Annotated in this window: 14 protein-coding genes; 10 read left to right on the top strand and 4 right to left on the bottom strand. The window is 47.6% G+C overall.

Annotated features, from left to right (window positions below):
* Positions 1 to 32 precede the first annotated feature (32 nt).
* Positions 33 to 1,319, top strand: a complete 1,287-nt coding sequence (locus CEF13_RS19005; protein ID WP_102712982.1) for a metallophosphoesterase family protein — start codon at positions 33 to 35, stop codon at positions 1,317 to 1,319.
* Between the two features lie 36 nt (positions 1,320 to 1,355).
* Positions 1,356 to 4,694, top strand: coding sequence for an AAA family ATPase (locus CEF13_RS19000; RefSeq protein WP_102712980.1), 3,339 nt, complete (start codon positions 1,356 to 1,358; stop codon positions 4,692 to 4,694).
* A 3-nt stretch (positions 4,695 to 4,697) separates the two neighbouring features.
* Here CEF13_RS19000 and CEF13_RS18995 read toward each other — a convergent pair whose 3' ends face one another.
* Together CEF13_RS18995 and CEF13_RS18990 are read right to left on the bottom strand one after the other, a co-directional pair.
* Positions 4,698 to 5,738, bottom strand: coding sequence for a YkvI family membrane protein (locus tag CEF13_RS18995; RefSeq protein ID WP_102716446.1), 1,041 nt, complete (start codon positions 5,736 to 5,738; stop codon positions 4,698 to 4,700).
* Positions 5,739 to 5,833: 95 nt separating this feature from the next.
* A complete protein-coding gene (locus tag CEF13_RS18990; RefSeq protein WP_102712978.1) occupies positions 5,834 to 6,550 on the bottom strand; it encodes a hypothetical protein in 717 nt (238 codons plus the stop codon).
* A gap of 247 nt (positions 6,551 to 6,797) precedes the next feature.
* On the opposite strand from CEF13_RS18990, the gene CEF13_RS18985 reads away from it, so the two are divergent.
* The 3 genes from CEF13_RS18985 (at position 6,798) to CEF13_RS18975 (ending at position 8,108) form a co-directional block, all read left to right on the top strand.
* The gene (locus CEF13_RS18985) at positions 6,798 to 7,367 is read left to right on the top strand and encodes a xanthine phosphoribosyltransferase (protein ID WP_102712976.1); all 570 of its coding nucleotides are present in this window, start codon (positions 6,798 to 6,800) and stop codon (positions 7,365 to 7,367) included.
* 82 nt (positions 7,368 to 7,449) lie between these two features.
* Positions 7,450 to 7,770: a hypothetical protein gene (locus tag CEF13_RS18980; protein ID WP_102712974.1), complete on the top strand. Its 321-nt coding sequence runs from the start codon at positions 7,450 to 7,452 to the stop codon at positions 7,768 to 7,770.
* A 113-nt stretch (positions 7,771 to 7,883) separates the two neighbouring features.
* Complete coding sequence (locus CEF13_RS18975; protein ID WP_102712972.1) at positions 7,884 to 8,108, top strand: hypothetical protein; 225 nt, start codon at positions 7,884 to 7,886, stop codon at positions 8,106 to 8,108.
* 130 nt (positions 8,109 to 8,238) lie between these two features.
* Here the strand turns inward: CEF13_RS18975 and CEF13_RS18970 are convergent, their stop codons facing one another.
* A complete protein-coding gene (locus CEF13_RS18970; protein ID WP_102712970.1) occupies positions 8,239 to 8,907 on the bottom strand; it encodes a DUF1232 domain-containing protein in 669 nt (222 codons plus the stop codon).
* 133 nt (positions 8,908 to 9,040) lie between these two features.
* Between CEF13_RS18970 and ytaF the strand changes: the two genes are divergently transcribed.
* Positions 9,041 to 9,727 carry a sporulation membrane protein YtaF gene (ytaF, locus tag CEF13_RS18965; protein ID WP_102712968.1) on the top strand — a complete coding sequence of 229 codons (687 nt, stop codon included), beginning with the start codon at positions 9,041 to 9,043 and terminating at the stop codon, positions 9,725 to 9,727.
* 210 nt (positions 9,728 to 9,937) lie between these two features.
* The gene (gene pyrH / locus CEF13_RS18960) at positions 9,938 to 10,693 is read left to right on the top strand and encodes a UMP kinase (protein ID WP_208414296.1); all 756 of its coding nucleotides are present in this window, start codon (positions 9,938 to 9,940) and stop codon (positions 10,691 to 10,693) included.
* A 95-nt stretch (positions 10,694 to 10,788) separates the two neighbouring features.
* On the opposite strand, the gene CEF13_RS18955 is transcribed toward pyrH, so the two are convergent.
* The gene (locus CEF13_RS18955) at positions 10,789 to 11,616 is read right to left on the bottom strand and encodes a phytanoyl-CoA dioxygenase family protein (protein WP_102712963.1); all 828 of its coding nucleotides are present in this window, start codon (positions 11,614 to 11,616) and stop codon (positions 10,789 to 10,791) included.
* Positions 11,617 to 11,751: 135 nt separating this feature from the next.
* Here CEF13_RS18955 and CEF13_RS18950 point away from each other — a divergent pair, with 135 nt between their 5' ends.
* From CEF13_RS18950 to CEF13_RS18940, 3 genes are all read left to right on the top strand, one after another.
* On the top strand, positions 11,752 to 12,624 hold the full coding sequence (locus CEF13_RS18950; RefSeq protein ID WP_102712961.1) for an AraC family transcriptional regulator: 873 nt from the start codon (positions 11,752 to 11,754) through the stop codon (positions 12,622 to 12,624).
* A 165-nt stretch (positions 12,625 to 12,789) separates the two neighbouring features.
* Positions 12,790 to 14,085 (top strand): glycoside hydrolase family 125 protein, encoded by a 1,296-nt coding sequence (locus CEF13_RS18945; protein ID WP_102712959.1) that lies wholly within the window; start codon positions 12,790 to 12,792, stop codon positions 14,083 to 14,085.
* A gap of 77 nt (positions 14,086 to 14,162) precedes the next feature.
* Positions 14,163 to 15,674, top strand: coding sequence for an ABC transporter substrate-binding protein (locus tag CEF13_RS18940; RefSeq protein ID WP_102712957.1), 1,512 nt, complete (start codon positions 14,163 to 14,165; stop codon positions 15,672 to 15,674).
* Positions 15,675 to 15,786: the final 112 nt, after the last annotated feature.

The raw sequence follows: 15,786 nt of genomic DNA, 5'->3' as shown, positions 1-15,786 counted from the left end.
CTTGAGCCATTATTGAGATAGGTGGGAATAAGATGTCGGTACCTTTTCGTTTTATTCATGCTGCGGATTTGCATTTGGACAGTCCGTTTCGCGGACTTGCAAAAGCTCCGGAAGGGGTTCGGGACGCTTTAACGAATTCAACTTTCGCAGCTTTGCGTCATTTGACGGAAACAGCTATTCACGAAAAAGTGGATTTTATCGTGCTTGCAGGCGATTTATTCGACGAAGCGGATCGTTCGCTGCGGGCACAGCTGATGCTCGTACGAGAGTGGGAGAAGCTGGAGCAGCATGGGATAGCCGTATTTGTTATTCATGGCAATCATGATCCTTTAAACGGAGCGCGGGCAGCATTAAAGCTGCCTAGCAATGTTTATGTCTTCGGCGCAGACCAGATGGAATATCGGCCGGCTTATCGCAGAAGCGGTGAGCTGGCTGCTTTTGTATATGGAATATCTTATGGTACGCGGATTATGACGGACAATGTGGCAGCAAGCTATGCTATTCAACCGGAAGCGCCGTTTCATATCGCTCTGCTGCACGGGAATGTAGACGGCGATGCTGCACATGATCCATATGCCCCCTGCACGCTGGACGAGCTTACATCCGGAAAGGGCTTCGACTATTGGGCGCTTGGTCATATCCATCATCGAAGGGTGCTCCATCAATATCCGCATGTTGTCTATTCCGGCAATACGCAGGGAAGAAATCCGCGTGAAACCGAAGCTAAGGGCTGCTACATCGTTGATGTAACAGCTGCGCGTGCAGTAGAGCTTACTTTCGCACCGCTTGATGAGGTTCGCTGGTTTGAGCACTCCTTTCCCATTGATGCGGCGGGTACAGAGCAGGAGCTTTTGCAGCAGTTGGACTCTTTAGTTGAACAGCAGCTTGCTGATGCGGATGGCCGCTCCGTTATGCTGCGTCTTTATTTGTCGGGACGCGGTGCTTTGCATCAGAAGCTAGCGGAGCCTACTGTCGTTCGGACGCTGCTGGAGCAGCTTCAGGAAAGCAGGCCCATAAGGAGCGATGAGCCATGGGTGTATGTGTATGGGCTTGAGGCGAACACGGGTGCCTTGATTAATTGGGAGCAGCTGGAGTCGGAGGACAGCTTCGCTGGTGAGCTGCATCGTTACAGCCAGCTGCTTAGTGACGATGGGAAGCTGTGGCGCGAATTCGCGAAGGAGGCTATAAGTCCAATCTCCAGTCATACAAAGCTTGGCCGATTAATGCGGGATAGGTGGGAAGAGCCTCCTGCTCGTTGGCTGGAGCAGGCGCATGAGCTGACGCTTGGCTTCATATCGGGAAATGAGAGAGAAGGCTGATGCTTACGAAAACCTTGGAGGAGGGAAAGAACAATCATGAAGCTTTTGAAGGCGGAAATTGACGGGTTTGGGCAGCTTTTCGGGCGTAGCCTGGAGCTGGATGCCGACGTAATTATCGTATATGGACCAAATGAGGCCGGGAAGAGTACGATGTTCGGCTTTATTCGGTCGATGCTGTACGGTTTCTCCAAACGGGGACAAGCTGCCGACAGACAGGAGCCGGTAAATGGCGGCAAGCACGGCGGAAGATTGTTTTGGAGCGATGAAGCGGGCGAGCGATATGTGCTGGAGCGTTATTCGGCTGACAGCTCGGGCAAGCTGAAGCTGCGCGCACTCGGCCATTTACATAGCGAGTCAGGTTCTTTAAGTGGATTCTCTCAACCTAACATAGCGAATGTTAGTTTGGCAGAAGGCGCCGTGCTGCTGCAAGCGGATTGGGAGCGGCAGTTTCTTGGTGGCATCAGCGAGCAGCTTTATCGTCAATTGTTTGCCGTTACGCTGACGGAGCTGCAGGAGGTCGGGGCATTGTCAGGCGATGAGCTTGGCCGTTATTTGTATCAAGCGGGCTGGGATAGCGGCAAGTCGATTGGAGCGGCAGAGAAGCGGCTCGCTCAAGAGATGGAATCATTATTTAAGCCGCGCGGCGCCAATCAGCAAATAAACCAGCAGTTGAAAACGCTTGAACAGCTCGAAGCGGAGCTGCGCAAACGTGCGGATGGCATTGCTGCCTATAATGAGCTGACCCAAAGGGTAGAGAAGCTTGAAGCTGAGCTTCTGCTTACAGAGGCGGAGCTGCCGCGCAGAGAGGCTGTTCAGCTGCTGCTGAACAAGGCTTGCTCGGTAAGGCCGTTATGGATGCGCAAGCAAAAGCTGTTGATAGACCGCGACAGATTTGCTTATGCGGGCAGCCTTCCGCCTCAGGCAGAGAAAAGCTGGGAGGAACTGCTGAGGAAGCGGGCAGAGAGGCGTGAGGAGGTCGAGAGCTATCGGCAGAAAGCATTGCTTCTGGAGCTGCAGCTTGAAGCCATCACTTATGATGAGCAGCTTCTCCAAATTGCGGATGAGACAGAGGAGCTGCTGCAAAGATCTGAAGGTATTCGCAAGCTGAAGCAGGATCTCGCAGGGCTTGAGGTCGAGCTTCGCGAGCATGATGATGTCATTGCACGCTTAGTAAGCAGCATTGCGCCGGAATGGACGGAACGCCAGCTTCGGGAGTTTCATGTCACGATTGCGGATCGCGATCAGGTAAGAAGCGCCAAGCAGCAGGAGCTGGATTTGTCGCGGACAGAGGAGCGCTTTGCGGCTGAGCTTGAAACCTTGAAGCAGCAGGAGCGTGAAGCGGCTATAGCGTGGGAGGAAGCGGACGCGGCAGTACGTCGCGACGCTGCTTCGCGCGAGCAGAATAGCAGCGAGAGCTTTGCACTTTTGCCGCGCAATCCAGCGGCGCTTAAAGCGGCGTGGAACGCCGTAGACAGCGCACTCCGCGAGTGGGAGCTCGAGCGGGTGCGCACTGCCGGCGCCGCAGCGGACGCGAGCGCAAGCGAGGCGGGTGGCCGCGGCGCGGCAGCTGCGGGCCGAGGCGGAGTCGGCCTGTTGTGGGCTGCAGCGGCAGCAGCGGGCGGAGCCGCGCTGGCGCTTGGCGCAGCTGCGCTTAGCGGCGCTGCCGCGGGCGAAGGTGCCGGCGGAGCAGGCGTGGCTGTGCTGGCGCTAGCGGGAGCAGCGCTTGCAGCGGCTGTTGCTGCGGTGATGCGCAGCCGCAGCGGTCGATCTCGGTCTGCCGAAGCAAGCGGCGGACGGATGCGTGGGCGCGGAAGAGGAAGCGCGGGCAGCTTAGCTGGCGATGCCTTAGCGGAAGGCTCAATGCTTCGTGAAAGAGAGCATCGTATACATAAAGCGCTTGAAACGATGGTGCGCGAACCGGCAGAAGCGGCTGCTGCACTGCTTACAGCGAAGCATCACAGCTCACCCGAGCATTTGCTCGCTGCTGAACAAGCGCGCTCACAGCTGCGCGCTGCAGTTGAGGCCCGCCTCGAGGCGCTGCAAAGCAGCGAGCGCCTCATCGGCAACCGAGCCGAGCTTGCGAGCCGCCTAGACAGGCTGCGCGCGCTCATGGGGGAGCGCAGCAATGCGGCAGCCGCCGCTGCGCACACGAAACAAGCCGCCGCCCTGCAATGGGGGGGCTGGCTTGCAGCACGCGCGCTGCCGGACGGCATGTCGCCGTCAGCTGCGCTCGAAGCGTTCGAGCTTGCCGAGCAAGCGGTGCAGCGGCTGCAGCAATACGACCGGCTGACGGCGAAGAAATACGCCGCGGGCAATGAGCTGGCCGCATTCACTGCGCAAGCGGCCGCTTTATGTGGGCGCTTCAAGGAAGCAGAGAATCAGCTTGCTGCTGACGCTGCAATCGCTCTGCGGCTGCTGCATGCCGAAATACGCAGGCACGAGGCTGCCAAGCAGGAAGCCAAAGCAATCGAAGCACGGCGTGCGGAGCTGTTTGTGGCGATGCAAGCGGCAGAAGCTGGGCTGAAAGAGCTGCAGTCTAGAATAGGTGATCAAATGGCTTTAGCCCTAATCCATAATGAATCCGAATATGAGGCTGCGTTATCACATTTGAACCTTTTGCAGGAGCTGGATTTGGAGCTGTCGAAGCTGGAGCTGGAAATAACGGCTGGCATGTCGATGGATCGGGTGGCGGAGCTGGAGAGTTTATTTGCGGCTAATGATGAGGAACAGCTTCAAGCCATGCGAACAGAATCAGCGGAAGAGCTGGCTAAGCTGGAGAAGCAGAAGCATGAGCAGCTTGAACTGCGCGGACGTCTGCGGCAATCAATTGAGCATTTGCTGAAGGAGGACGAGCAGCATAAGCTGCTCACGCAGAAGGAAATGACGGTCGCCCAGCTGGAAGCGGATGTGGAACGATATGCGGTGCTTTCAATAAGCGCCGCATTGATTCGCAGAACTAAACGTATCTATGAGGAGGAACGTCAGCCTGTCGTTCTGCGCAATGCTTCAAGTTATATCGCTCTGCTCACAGGCGGCAAATATATCCGAATTCTGACCGCGCCAGGCGAGCCGGGAATTCGCTTGGAGTCGTCGGATCATCGTTTAATCGATAGTACAATGCTAAGCCGTGGAACAGCGGAACAGGTATATCTCGCCATGCGATTTGCTTTGGCGGAGGAAGCGGCACATGGAACCAAGCTGCCGCTTATGCTGGATGATGTGTTTGTTAATTTTGACCGCGGACGGCTGCATGCTGTAATAAGGCTGCTTGCGGAGCTGGCGGGCAAACGGCAAATTATTGTGATGACCTGCCATGAGCATGTGCGTGACGCGATGTTGGAGCATTGCCAGAATGCCGCTCTTGTGCATATTTGAATGCTATACAGACGACATTCGCTTTCGAATAATTAAGAAAAGCCAGCCAAAGCTGATTAATCCGAAAACCGGATATAAAGTTGACAGCAGCATTCCGAAGCCAATTTGGCTGGCTAAGTAGCAGATGAATAGAATGAGCAGAACAATGAAGCTGCGAGTCCATTTCAATCGTTCATGCAGCTGCAGCGTGAGACCATAAATATCGGCAATAAGGGTCGTGAATATTTCAGCGAAAATAATAAAAATATAAATAAGCTGTATGCTTGGCCCAAGCAGGCCGGCGATGCCTCCCATCGGAATAGAAAACTGCTGAATGCCCGGCATATGAACGGATAATGCGATATGACCGGCTAATAGCATGAATCCAATACCGATGCCGCCGACCCATGATCCTGCTATGATGATTTTTCGATCATTAATTTCTGCTCCCAGCGGGACGAGCACTCCTTGTGACATGGAAAGATTAAAGGCTGTGTATAGAAAAGGGGAGGCCCAAGCAGCCCAAACAGAATCATTGCTCGCTAATGTTAGAAATTTATCAGCGCCTGGTGTTCGAAGTGTTTCGATAATAATGAGAATGGTGAAGAGGAGCATAATGGGGACGACAATGGCATTAATCGTTAGTATGGCTTTCATCCCTTTGCGCAGCAAAAAATAACAAGCGACCATGGTGATGAGCAGCCCGGATTGATAAGAAATATTCCAATGCTCATGAAATATTGTCCCAGCACCGGCGAGCATGACGGCTGTAACGCCGAGCAGGATGACGAGCATGAAATGACTAACAATTCGTCCATATTTATCGCCGAAAAGCGACTTATTTAAATCCTCATAGGATTTGGCGCGTATGCTGCTGGAGATAAGCATCATTTTGGCACCAAGCCATATAAACAGGATAGTGGACAATGCGATTGTGATGCTGCCCCAATAACCGAATCTTGTAAAAAACTGCAATATTTCTTGACCGGTTGCAAAGCCGGCTCCTACTATAGTGCCTATGTAGGTCGCTGCAACTTGCAGCACTTTCCCTGTACGTTTCCACATCATCCACAGTCCTCCGTTCGATCAACCTTCTATATAAAGAAGGTATGTCCAAAAGGGGACAGGCATGACTTTTTTCGGAATATGAAATTAGCAATCTAATTCAGTGTGAGCAGCTTGATCGATACAATCTTATTATGGTCAGGGTCTAAATCCAGCTTGAGCAGGGCGCCAGCTGCTTCGTAAGTGAGTAAATAGGTCGTTTGCTTATCCGGCTTGCCGAGCAAGTGAAGAGCAGCATCCGGCTTATCGCCAACTTTCAGACCACTGAGCCCAGCTTTGATTCGCTTGTCGTATACCTCTACATATTGAACCTTTTGTTTGCTGTTAATTCCGATTGCAAAACCGTCATACTCATAAACTTGAATCAAATCTATTTCTTCATCAAGGTTGTATGTATCCACTGGTTTTCCATGAAGCTTCTCGACGGTTGAGCTGCTGTCGCCGATAGAAATACCGTGCAACTTAGGTTTGGAGGAAGACCATGCTAAATCTTCACCTTCCGTTTTTACAATGCCTTTGGTCGAATCATCCGTTTTCCGAACGTTTGAGGTTTCGGCGGTACCATCGGTAGTCGTATCGACAGTATTCCGATGTGGTTCTTCTGAAAGAGGCTCATTCTCCGTTTGTTCGATATATGTTTTCTGCGGGCTGTCCGGCTCGTCCTCTAAATATGTCTGGTTAGGAGCAGGATTGCTTGTATAGGTGACGGCAGGGGCTTTTACCGCACTTTGACAGCCTGCAAGCAGTATGACAAGCGCAGATGTCGCTGCAAGCAATGCAGCTTTGGATGTTGCTTGCTTAACGTCGTTCATTCCCTCACTCCTTTTTGTTTCTATCTATAATTAATCGAACACAATAATTAGAATCATTACTATATTAGACGTGTGAAATGTGGTAAAAGTTTCTTCTATTTTCCGAAGATTTGAAGTTATAACTTTGATATACTATGTTGCAAAGCTCATTGAAGTTTGTTCAAATATACGACGCTTCATTATGGTTGCACTTTTTGCCCGACCTATGGTACGTTAACGAAAAGGATTTTGGTGGAGGTAATGAAAGATGGAAATCTTAAAACAACGTATTTTGGAAGAATCATCCATATTATCGAGTAATGTACTGCGAATGGATGCATTGATTAACCACCAAGTCGATCCTGCATTGACAATGGAAATGGGCCATGAGTTCGCAAGACGCTTCGCAGAAGAGCATATCACGAAGGTCATTACGGTAGAATCTTCAGGAATACCGGCTGCCTTTGCTACTGCACTTGTGCTGGGCGTACCGCTAGTATTCGCACGCCGCAAAAAAACGTTGATCGCTGATCCTGATGTGTACTCGGAACGAGTGCCTTCTTTTACAAAAGGGATCGTTACCGATATTATGGTATCTAAACAGTTTCTAACACAAGAGGATCGGGTACTATTTATTGATGATATTATTGCGAATGGCGATGCCGCGCGCGGACTTGTGAAAATTATTCAACAATCGGGCGCATCTTTAGTTGGACTTGGCATTGTCGTTGAGAAATCGTTCCAAGCAGGTGGAAAAACACTGCGGGAGCAAGGGATTCGGGTGGAACCGCTCGTACGTATTTCATCGCTTGAGAACGGTGAAATTACATTTGAGTAATATGTTCCAGATCAATTGCCCTTTTCCCATCTGATAATATCGCTTATAATAATATAGTAGTGATTGAGGGGAGGCACATGTTATGGGGGAAATGTCTGCAGAGTTTATGTATGCGAAGCTTAGTGATGCCAAAGTTCATTTTGAACGCGCGCTAGATTGCAAACATACGGAATTTGATGATTTGTATCCTTATATGATTGAGCATCCGCAGTTTTTTTGGTACAAACGTTATGTTGCTTGGTCTGAGCTGCTGACGATTGTTAAGCTGTGCGACGAATTATCCATTGAATGGCGGGAGCAGTTCACAGACCGTCAAAGCAATTATATTGGTCTTAGAGTAATGTCCTCGCGGGTATTGGACGAATGGTATGAAACCAATGATGCGAAAGAGCATGCAGGTTAAAGATATAACGTTCGTGACGAAACGTGAAAGTAAGAGCCTCAATGCATTGCGTTAGCAATCATTGAGGTTTTTCAATAGAGATTCGGATTAAATGAATATTGGAGGCAATCAATTTGGTTAGTGAAGAGCAGCTTGATCAGTTCCGCATTAAAGGTGAAGCCGTTAGAGTCGTACGGGATGAAATGGAACAGAATGATGTGGTTGGCATCGTAGTTGCATGGGACGAGTCCTCCGTGGTTATTCGTCGCCCAAATCGCAGAGTCGTAAAGCTTAGCCGAATTTACACTTATGCTTTAGCTTCGGAAGAACGCGGGAAGCCGTTCCAAGATCATACATAGACTTGCTTGGTTGTAGAACCATATGGTTCGTTTTCTCATAAGAAGGGCCCTTACATTGGATAAATACAATATAGGAGCCCTTTTTTGCGTGTAAGTTCGGGTTAGTTTCGACTTTTGAGGTTAGAGCGTTTCATTTCTTGGCAACGGTTGTGTTAGGCGTGTGATTAAGGCGGTCGAGCACCAGCTGCACGGCGATGGCATCATCCAAGTAGCCGAGAGGGAAAACGTAATCGGGTATGACGTCAATGGATAAAACAAAATAGAGCAGTGCGCTTCCAATGATGGCCCGTCTTTCTAGCGCAATTCCAGTCTCGCCATATTGCAGATACATTTGCTTAAGCTCATCGATAAAAGGTCCAGCTCCATTCACGCTTGCCACTTTTGCAGGAAATTCATTCAGGATGATACGTTGTCCTTCTTCCGTTAAGGCATAAGGCTCATATTTATTTAGTTCTTTCTGGACCAGCTCGGATGTAAACGTATAATTCATTAAATTTGAAGCTTGGAGAACTTCTGAAATGCTATCAATAGACGCGTGAATATTCGTTGATCGATTAGGATGTAGAACACTTACTTCGAATCCTGCAGCTTGAAGTAATTGGGCGGTTGGAACACCAAGATGAAGGGCGAATATCTCCAGATGACTTGGCTTTGCCTTTTGCTTCCCATTAACGATTCTTGAAATAGTAGCCGTGTCAATTCCGGTCAGTGTACTTAGTTTGCGCATGGACAAGGAACGTGCTTTCAATAACGAAATTAAAGTTTCGCCCAATGTTGTTTCTCTTTTCTCCTCAAGCATCCTCTAACCACTCCTTCCGGCTTTGTTTTAAGTTTGACTGTTGATGGAATCTCAACGTTTTGGAATGAAATCGGAACATTTCCACAACAATCTCAATACTATGGCTGTAAATCGTATTGAGGAGTTGAACATCTTGGCAGCTTGGATTCTTATCTTAGGATTCGCCGTCTCATCTAGTTTAGATAATTTAGGTGTTGGAATATCATATGGCATTCGTGGGATTCGTATTAGCTTTTTATCAAATTTAACAATTGCGGTCATTTGTTTTTTGCTTAGTATGACTGGAATTATGTCAGGGCAGTGGCTTTCAAAAGTTCTTCCGGGAATATTTCCTGTTCTGGTTGGAGCGCTTTTATTGTTTATTGTCGGTATTCGTATTATTTTGTTAGCTGCTCCGCGCAAATCAAAAAAAGTTTCACAGCCAGCTGTTGAGCAAGTATCAGATTCGGAATCAACGAAATCAACGAAATCAACGGAATCAAACGGACAATCGGGATCTATAAAAGCGATCCTGCAAAATCCTGAAACGGCGGATGTTGATAAATCGGGATCGATTGGAATAGGCGAGGCTGTCATTTTGGGAGTGGCGCTTGCCGCAAATGCCGTTACGAATGGTGTTGGGGCTGGTCTGATCGGGCTATCGCCGCTTGCAATCTCTATAACAGCTGCGGCAGGAAGCTTTATCACGGTATGGTTCGGTGTTGTTCTAGGACGGAAGGTTGCCAGCATTCGTATCGGCAAATTCACATTAGGGCAATTTAGTACAGCATTAAGCGGCGTCATCATCATATTGATTGCATGCAACTCTTTGTTTGGCTGAACGATACTCTGCCTCAATCGGCCAGCCTAGACTAATCATTTATGTTGAAATTTTACAGTTGTTATGTATAAAATAAATGGACGTTAAAAATTGAAAGGGGTGGGAACATGAAGAGAAAACGGAGAAGCTGCAGCGAATCTGCTTTCTATTTTCATTTTCTCATTTCAATAGGACACTAAAGCATATGATGCTTTAGTGTTTTTTATTTTTATGGAGGAGGGGTATAGGTTGAGGTACAGAAGAGTCCTTATTAAACTAAGCGGTGGAGCAGTAGCGGGACATACTGAATTTGGGTTTGAGCCGGAAAGATTGGATTACATTGCTAATGAAATTATGTCCGTTGTGAATCAAGGTGTGGAGGTATCCTTAGTTATTGGCGGGGGAAATATATTTCGGGGAAATATGGGGGAGAGCTGGGGTATCGAAAGAGCCGAGGCTGACAATATCGGCACGCTTGCAACGGTTGTAAACAGTCTAATGCTCCGTGGTGTTCTGAAGGCCAAAACAAGCAAAGAGGTTCGAGTAATGACAGCCATTCCAATTGCTTCAGTTGCCGAGCCTTATATTAGGCTAAGAGCGGTCCACCACTTAGAGAAAGGTTATATTGTCATATTTGCAGGTGGAAATGGGCAGCCTTACGTAACAACTGACTATCCTTCGGTGCAAAGGGCGATTGAGGTAAATTGCGATGCGCTATTGGTTGCAAAACAAGGCGTAGACGGCGTTCTTAGTGCAGACCCTAAATATGATATACAGGCAAAGAAGTTCAAATCCCTTCATTACAACGATGTTTTACAACATAATTTAAAAGTAATGGATCAATCGGCGTTCATACTAGCCAGAGACTACAATTTGCCCATGCATGTGTTCAACTTTGACAAGCCCGGTTCTATGAAAGAAATTTGTGAAGGCAAAAACAACGGAACGATTATAAGCGCTGAATCTGTTCTGGAATTGGATATATAAAAACAAAGAAACACTTTGCAAATGATAGCCAAACAAAAGGAAAAGTATTTGGCTCTTCCTTTTGTTTGGCATGTTCTAAGCGAGGGGCAAAGCAATTAGCTTCTCATGTACACGACAGGAAAATGCTCGCCGGACAGAATTTCACCCTCATTGACCGTTACATAGGGCAGCATAGGATGACTGCTCGTTGGCTTGTAGGTTGTATGACCAGGCATGTAATGTACTGCGATCGCTCTGCGCTTAAGCTCCGATCGGTTATGTGGACTGCCATGCCAAGTTAGGCTGTGATGATAACCGACCTGACCTTTCTTAATCTCGAACGGGACGGCCTCCAGGGCAGCGCCTTCCGGCAGCAGCTCGGGCTGGCGGTGATACGGCTTGAATTCAGGTGTGCTCGCGAGATATTTCTGATGATTCCCCCACAAGTGACTGCCTGGTACCATCCACATGCAGCCGTTCTCGATGACAGCATCATCGAGGGCTACCCAAGCGCTTACCAGATCAGCAGGCTGGATGACAGGCCAAAGCGGATGATCCTGATGCCACGGAGTCGGACCTCCGGTTACAGGAGGCTTATATTGAATTTGATCATGCCAGACACGAACCGTATCCGTGCTGCACAATTGAGCGATTTCCTCACAAATGACCGGATGTGCAGCATGCTGCAGAAATGCGTCACTTGCCATCCATATGTTAACGATCTGTACGACCTTCTCACTTACGCTCATCTTCATCCCTTTATATAAAGAGTCGGCTTCCTCTGACCGCATGTTATGGTACAGCACCGGTTTTTTGACGGCTCTGCCTTCCATAACGGAATCAAGCTCCTCCCTTAACAGGTCTACCTCCGCGTCGCTTAATATAACATCCCCCTTTAAAAATCCGTTTTTTCTGAATTCAGTTAACTGCGCATTATTCAACATGGTATTGCTTACCTCCTTTAAGGTTGATTATGATGGACGATAGATTAATCATAATCAACGCATGGCGTATTGTATTTTCCTAAATCAAGCAAACATTTGTGTTTTTCTTGCATTTACCGGGAGGAGAAATAGAGCATGACACTAATAGAGCTGGAACATATAAGCCCAACCGTTAATTTCGCAGTCAGACAAACGGCAGAGGCTGGCGAGAACTGGGGCATAAGAGTTATTCCCGACTGTCAAATTTTGAACGTCATTTCCGGACAAGCCGAGCTGTACATGGACAAGCGTGTGTATACGATCAGAGATGGGGAATGCATCTACTACGGGCCTGAATGCCAAACTTATTTGTCCGTGAGCGAGAAGACGGAATTTTTCAGTATTCACTTTGATTGGCAAAATCCCTCTCCAAAGCCCGTTCACCCGGGGCATGGGATACAATTTACCTCTAATTGGCCGCCAATTGGAGCACCTAATAACCCTATGCTGGTAAGCGGACCCTCGGATAAGCTGCTGATGCCGACTTTATTTGATGTGCCGGGACTTGAACCGATATGGACAAGAATGGTGAAGGAATATAAAGGGGAGCAGCCGGGCTACGCACTAGCGCTTCGTGCTTTAATGATGCAGGCGATTACTCACATTTTCCGGCAATTGCAGCATAGGAATTCGAATTCACATACTAAGGGGAGAATCGATTCAGCGATTCAAGCGATACAGGGGCAGCCTGGCCGTAATTGGCTAGTCACAGAGCTTGCAGCATTATGCGGATATCACCCAATCCATTTCTCCAAATTATTCAAAGAGGAGCTCGGTCTCACGCCTAAGCATTTCATGATCAAGGAACGGATCAAATGGGCGAAGCAGGCGCTCCTGCTGGGAGAGAAGATGGAATCCATCTCCTTAAGACTAGGTTTCAGAAGCATCCACTATTTCAGCCATCAGTTCAAAGAGGTAACGGGGTTAACCCCTTCGCAATATCGCATGCAGGGATGGAAGAAGGAGTAGCTGGATGCCAAAGCGAATCATCTTTCTGCTGGAAAAAAATTAAAAAAACAACGGTTAATATGTTGACATGTCAACATATTATGTATACTATACTATTTGTAAGTGGTTTTTGAGCAGTTAGCTTGGGCTGACGCGATTTGAAAATAAAGGAGGGATAGGTCGCAAATGAATTTGTCTTTAACCGAATGGAAAAAGAATGACACCTTGATCACTTACCTGGAAGAATGGCCTGATATTCATAAGTTTTACAGAAACTGCTTCTATAACACGTTGGAGACAACGACCGAGCTCGAAGAAGATGGCACGACTTTTGTTATTACAGGAGATATACCGGCAATGTGGCTTCGGGACTCTTCGGCTCAGGTTCGCCATTACATTCCGTTAGCTGTTTCCGATGCTAAGTATCAACGAATTATCGAGGGGCTGGTCAAAAGACAGATAGGGCAAATTCAAATTGACCCGTATGCAAACGCTTTCAACAAGATACCTAATAATCAAGGCCATAACGGTGATTTGACCGATGGAAATCCTTGGGTATGGGAAAGGAAATACGAGATTGACTCGCTGTGTTATCCGATTCAGCTATCCTATCTTTATTGGAAGGCTACACAAAGAACACAATTGTTTGATGAAGCATTCAAAAAGGCGGTTTATACCATTATCGAGCTTTGGACACTCGAGCAAAGACACGCGGAACAATCGAGCTACAGCTTCCAGAGATTCAATTGTCCGGAATCGGATACGCTGAGCCATGAGGGGAAAGGAACGCCAACGACTTATACGGGAATGACGTGGTCTGGTTTCCGGCCGAGCGATGATGCCTGTGCTTACCATTATTTAATACCTTCAAATATGTTTGCGGTTGTTGTGCTGCGTTATGTCGAGGAAATCGCTAGAAGCGTGTTTAAAGACGATAAGCTGGAACATGCTGCTCATCAATTGGGCAAGCAAATTGACGAGGGAATCAAAGCCTTCGGAATAGTCAAGCATGAGCGGTACGGCGAGATCTATGCTTATGAAACAGATGGCCTAGGCCATTACAACCTCATGGATGATGCGAATGTGCCAAGCTTGCTTTCAATTCCTTACTTGGGCTACACCTCAGCAGACGATCCTATCTATCAAAATACGAGAAGGTTCATTTTGAGCCAGGATAATCCTTACTATTTCGCAGGAAAGTCTGCCAAAGGGATTGGAAGTCCGCATACTCCGCAAGATTACATATGGCATATCAGCTTAGTCATGCAGGCTTTAACCTCAAACAACGATGATGAGATACAAGAAATACTTAGAACATTGGTAACAACGGATGCCGGTACAGGATTTATGCATGAGGGATTTCATGTAGACAATCCATTAGCGTACACGAGACCGTGGTTCGCATGGGCCAATAGCTTGTTCGGAGAGCTTATCTATAAGCTTGTCGAAGAAAAGAAGCAGTATCTTTTCCCATTGTCATAACCTCACGATTATTCGAACACACTGGCTATGCCAATTGGGCTTGATTATCAAATTAAAGGTTGAGAGGGGAAGGTAAAATGAAAAGAAAAAGTAGAACAGCACTGCTTCTTATGCTTATCCTGATTATTTCAATTGTTGCAAGCGCTTGCACTAAGGGCGGGAATGAGGGCAATACCAAGAAGAATGAAGAGAAAAACAATGTGGAGCAGGCTGAGAACACACCTGAGCCTACCGAAGAGGTGCCAGATAATAACGGAGCTCCGCCTGTGCAGGATTTAGGCGGCTACAAGTTTATTGTGGCTGATAATAATGTGAACAGATGGAAGCCTCAGGAAGGAAGCTCAGATCTGGCTAACGCCATCCTTGATCGGATTAAATGGGTCGAAGACACGTATAACGTGAAGATTGAATTAAGAAATCATTCTGAGGATGAATTCAGCACAGCGGTGCTGGCTGGCGATAAGTACGCAGATATTATTATTGCTCCTACATGGGAAATGGGAAGACATATTAACGGCAAGCGGATAGTGGATATGAATAAGATTCCTAATCTTCATCTGGAGAAAGATTATTGGAAGGAATACAACACGTCGGACCTGCTCTCCTATGACAACAGAACCTTTGGTGTAGCAGCACCTTTCGCAAACCAAGGCGATGAAGTATGGGTGCTCGCTTTCAACAAGAAGATTATTGAGGAGCTGGGACTGGAAAATCCGTATGATCTTGTGAAAAACAAGCAATGGACATTTCAAAAAATGCTGGAAATGGAGCAAGCGGCCAAGCGTGATTTGAACGGCGATGGCGTAATGGACAGCAACGACCGTTACGGGCTTGCAACCGGGCATGATTGGGATATTGCTGTAGCGATGTACCTTGCCTCAGGCAATAAAATTATCGAAACAGCTAGTGACGGCACATTGAAGTATGCAGTAAATACGCCAAAAGCTTATGAAACGATTGAAATGATTAAGAAAATGGCGAAAAAAGGCGATACGTTCTTCCCGAAAAACGATGGTGAGGATATGGATGCTTATGTCAAAGCCTTTGTTGACAACAAAGCGTTGTTTCTAGCTTATTCCAGAGGCAGGGGAGTCATTGATCCTATCTATGAAATGGAAAGTGACTTTGGTTTCATACCGATGCCAATGGGCAATAACACCGACAATTATTTGTCTTGGGTTAGCCATGACGCACCTTCCATGGCGGTGCCTGTTACCAACAAAGAGCTAGAAAAAACAGGAATTATTTTGGAAGCACTCGCTTGGAAAGCGCAGGAAGAAGAAAAAATTCGTATGGATGAAATTGCATATACGCAGCTGCGTGATGAAGATTCACTCGAAATATTGAAGCAGCTGAAAAATTACGGCGTTTCCGACTTGGCTTTTATCGGTCAGCAAATGCAGGGCAATGTTCATAGCGGCCTAGCGTTGATTCCGGATGTGGGCTTCTATAACCAGAATCTGGAATCGGCTTCCAAGGTGGCGGAAATAGAAGAAGCAGTAAACATCGGTTTAGAGGAGCTGGCTTTAAGGCTGAAAGGCGAATTCGTGGAGCCGGAGCCTGATCCCGAGGAGAAGAAAAAAGAATAGCTTCCCATAAAGGATACTGGGGCTGTCGAATAAAGCAATAAACGGAAGGGCCCGACAGCCCCTTTCATTTTTTTTTGAACTCTGACCATGTGGAGGAAACAAATATGATGGT

The sequence above is a fragment of the Paenibacillus castaneae genome, from assembly GCF_002884445.1.
GTDB lineage: Bacteria > Bacillota > Bacilli > Paenibacillales > Paenibacillaceae > Pristimantibacillus > Pristimantibacillus castaneae.
This window is presented reverse-complemented; position numbering and strand designations above follow the sequence as displayed.